This window comes from Lamprobacter sp., assembly GCF_034860625.1.
Lineage (GTDB): Bacteria > Pseudomonadota > Gammaproteobacteria > Chromatiales > Chromatiaceae > Lamprobacter.
Genome location: NZ_JAYESN010000298.1, coordinates 1 through 3,209, shown reverse-complemented (window position 1 = coordinate 3,209; position 3,209 = coordinate 1). Strand labels below are relative to the sequence as shown.

Genomic DNA, 3,209 nt, shown 5'->3' with positions numbered 1-3,209 from the left:
CGACATCGGTTTGTCTGCTACCGGGTGAGATGGATGCGGAATTGGCACAAGTTGCGCCCTATCTGGTCGATCTTGATGATGAGCTAACGGCAGTCGATTGGCTTCTATCCGAGGGTTGGGGCCAACACTGGGGAATTTTCTTGATCACGCAGGCATCCTTTCGCACCGTGCGACAGCATGCGCGCGCCCAACTGCGCGTCTACGGCCCCGATGGTGAGCCGTTATTTTTTCGCTATTATGATCCGCGCGTACTCCGTGTGTTTCTGCCAACCTGTCAGGCACACGAACTCGTTGATTTTTTTGGTCCGGTTGATCAGTATCTGATTGAAACCGAGAACGCCGATTCGCTTCTATCGTATGCGCTTTCCGAAGGCGTCCTACAATCCCGCTAACCCGTACCGCTGACGTCAGGCTGCATGCGCCGCTTACCTTTTGACCTATCCACTTCACCGATATAGGGAGGGCGCCGATGGCTGGTAAACCCGCCGCGCGGACGATGGACTCGACCGCTCATATGATGTCACCGTTGCTACCGGGACCGGGCAGCTTGAACGTAATAATCGGCTTCCAACCCGCTTGGCGAGGCATCCCGCTGGCAGCAGCAGGCGGATTGCAGGCTGCAAAAGCAAGTTCGCAAGCTCGGCTCGCTGTCGCTAAGTCAGCCACTCTAGCCGCCGCTGGCACACCCGGCGCTCCGGCCGCTAAGGCCGCTGAGGAAAGCCTAAAGGTGGCGGAAGCCGCTGCGATGGGTAGCATGATCAGCAGTATCTCCGCAGGTGCGGACATCCATGCCTGTCCGATGCCACTGCCGGTTCCACCTCATGGCCCAGGCGTGGTAATCAATGGGAGTGCCAGCGTCATGATCAACAATCTGCCCGCCTGTCGGGTTGGCGATACACTCATTGAAGCGCTTGGTCCGCCGAACAAGATCGTCAAGGGCTGTTTCACGGTCTTGATTGGCTGACGCGAAATGCCCGAATTGAAGCGCAGCCCGCGACTTTTGCATTATCGTGATGGCTCTTAGAATTAAGAAATACCAGATGGAGCATCTGGCTAACGATGGAATGACAAGCAGGATTATTGCCACGTTACGCGAGAAGTTCCCAATGGAGATCGATGCGGAAGACTCGCAACGACTCTCCCAAACCGTCCGAGAGCAGATCATCCTGGCGCGCCGGCACGGTTTTGCAAGCGAATACGGAGTGGCGACGTTCGTAGCCACCGCCTGGATGCTTGGCCTCGGGTTCGACAAGAAGATCCCGGCCGTTGCCGAGTGCTTGGCCCGGGAGGACATGTCCGAGGAGGACAGAGCCCTCTGGCTCGAGCAGTTTTGCGTATTGCTGTTCACCAAGTTAGCGGAAGGCTAATCTCGCCATGTCTTGGGGAAAAGTTTTTTCGGATGCATGGAACTCCGCTAGCGATACTGCCAAAGCGGCGGCGAAAGGCGCGATGGAAAGCATGGATGCGGCCGCCGATCTGGCGGTAGACATTGCCAAAACGACAAAACAGGCCGCGACAGACTTTGTTGACTGGGGAGTCGATAAGGCGAAGGATTTCGGACAAGCAACGAAACGCATGGCGACTGAGCTAGCCGATAGAGGCACCGACACGGCTAGGGCGATCAGAGACAAGGCCGTCGATACTTATCATGCAGTTAAAAGAGACTTTTCCCTCAGCCGAGCTTCCAATGCCCCCGTGCAGGATTGCCCGCTCGCCGAGCAGAAATTAGGAGACCTGGATTGCCCCGGTTTGGTCCAGCAGAAAGATAAGCTCGCCCAAGCCCAGGCCAAGGCAAAATTGGCCAATGCGGTGTATCAAGAACCGGGACGGCAGGACTTGCCGCAAGGCTGGAGCCGGGCGACGGACGACGACCTGAGAGATCTCGGCCTGACGGATGCGAAGGGAAGGAGGCTGACAGAGATCCCGGACAGCGACTTTCGGGCTGATGTCTTCAAGGGGCCTGACGGGAAATATGTCGTGGCATTCAAGGGTACGACGTTCACCTCCTTGGAGGATTGGAAGAACAACGTCCAACAAGGAACTGGCAATCCGGCCCAATACTATACGAGGGCCATGGAAATCGCCGATCAGGTCAATGCGAATCAACCGGACAATGTTGAATATGTCGGCCATTCACTTGGTGGCGGCCTAGCCTCGGCGGCGGCGGCAATGTACGATTCGCCCTCAACAACGTTTAACGCCGCCGGTCTGAACGACCAAACACTGCTTCGAACCGGAGTCGTCCCAAGTTCCGACAATACCGATGCCTATTATGTAGAAGGCGATATCTTGAGCGCGTTGCAAGACAACACCTTCGGGTTGGCAGCGCAAGGGGCCGGTGAGCGAATCCCTCTGTCGCCGGCCGATGCCATAACATGGGGCGATGTCAAAGCTGGAGCGCTCGCTGGAGCAGTGTTGGGGCCAGTCTTCGGTGCCGTCGCTGGAGCTGGGACCCGAGGCGTGAGGCTCCACGGGATGGGCTCGGTAGAGGATGCGCTCGCAAAGCGCATGGATCAAATCGACCTGTTGCGGGAGCATAAAGGGTGTAACTAGTCATGATGAAAAGTTTTATCTCCACAATCTTTTTCGTCATGATCAGCATGGTAACGGGCTGCACCCAGGCAGACCGATCAGATGCCGGAGGACGCACACAGATGGCCGATGAGCGAGCGAATGACCCTAATGCCTTGAACAAAGCGGGCGATCCCATCATCTTTGACGCCATTGACAGAACGGAATTAACACAAGTGCAACGCCTTGTCGAATCCGGTGCGGATATCGAGAAACAGGGATTTGGCAATCAAACGCCAGCGCTGCGAGCGGCTTCCGCTAGACAATGGGACATCTGCTTATACCTTCTAAACCAAGGAGCGAATGCGACTGTTGTCGATCACAGCGGTATAACGATTCCCTATCTAGCCTTCAACTCCAACATCTTGCCGACCTCGTACCAGGGACGCTATTTGGCCGAGGTCAAGGAATTCCTTGTCCAGCGTAACTTGGATGCGCTGAATATCCCGCCGAAACGGGTGAGGGAACTCAAAAGCTCGGGTGCCTGGCCACCCAAGGCGGTGTCTGCGAGATGACGAGTCGACCTACGTGAGATATCACCGCCTGTGACGAGAGCCGGACGGACATCGATGACCCGCAAGCGTCAGTCGCCCTCTAATTGCTCAATGCGCTTCTCGAGCAATGCTTTTGTTTCCTCG

Annotated in this window: 5 protein-coding genes; all 5 read left to right on the top strand. The window is 56.4% G+C overall.

The features are described from left to right. On the top strand, positions 1-392 hold a 392-nt coding region (locus VBE63_RS26500), incomplete at its 5' end, for a DUF4123 domain-containing protein (RefSeq protein WP_323685996.1). A gap of 353 nt (positions 393-745) precedes the next feature. Continuing rightward, entirely contained in the window at positions 746-964 is a 219-nt protein-coding gene (locus VBE63_RS26495) for a PAAR domain-containing protein (protein ID WP_323685995.1), read from the top strand. A gap of 76 nt (positions 965-1,040) precedes the next feature. Beyond that, positions 1,041-1,367 (top strand): hypothetical protein, encoded by a 327-nt coding sequence (locus VBE63_RS26490; protein WP_323685994.1) that lies wholly within the window; start codon positions 1,041-1,043, stop codon positions 1,365-1,367. Positions 1,368-1,374: 7 nt separating this feature from the next. Then, a complete protein-coding gene (locus tag VBE63_RS26485; RefSeq protein WP_323685993.1) occupies positions 1,375-2,553 on the top strand; it encodes an Mbeg1-like protein in 1,179 nt (392 codons plus the stop codon). Between the two features lie 2 nt (positions 2,554-2,555). Next, positions 2,556-3,086 carry a hypothetical protein gene (locus VBE63_RS26480; RefSeq protein ID WP_323685992.1) on the top strand — a complete coding sequence of 177 codons (531 nt, stop codon included), beginning with the start codon at positions 2,556-2,558 and terminating at the stop codon, positions 3,084-3,086. Positions 3,087-3,209: the final 123 nt, after the last annotated feature.

Bases quoted from the DNA above. Each gene is read 5' to 3' on its own strand.
- VBE63_RS26480 (WP_323685992.1), top strand. From the start codon at position 2,556: ATGATGAAAAGTTTTATCTCCACAATCTTTTTCGTCATGATCAGCATG.
- VBE63_RS26495 (WP_323685995.1), top strand. From the start codon at position 746: ATGGGTAGCATGATCAGCAGTATCTCCGCAGGTGCGGACATCCATGCC.
- VBE63_RS26490 (WP_323685994.1), top strand. From the start codon at position 1,041: ATGGAGCATCTGGCTAACGATGGAATGACAAGCAGGATTATTGCCACG.
- VBE63_RS26485 (WP_323685993.1), top strand. From the start codon at position 1,375: ATGTCTTGGGGAAAAGTTTTTTCGGATGCATGGAACTCCGCTAGCGAT.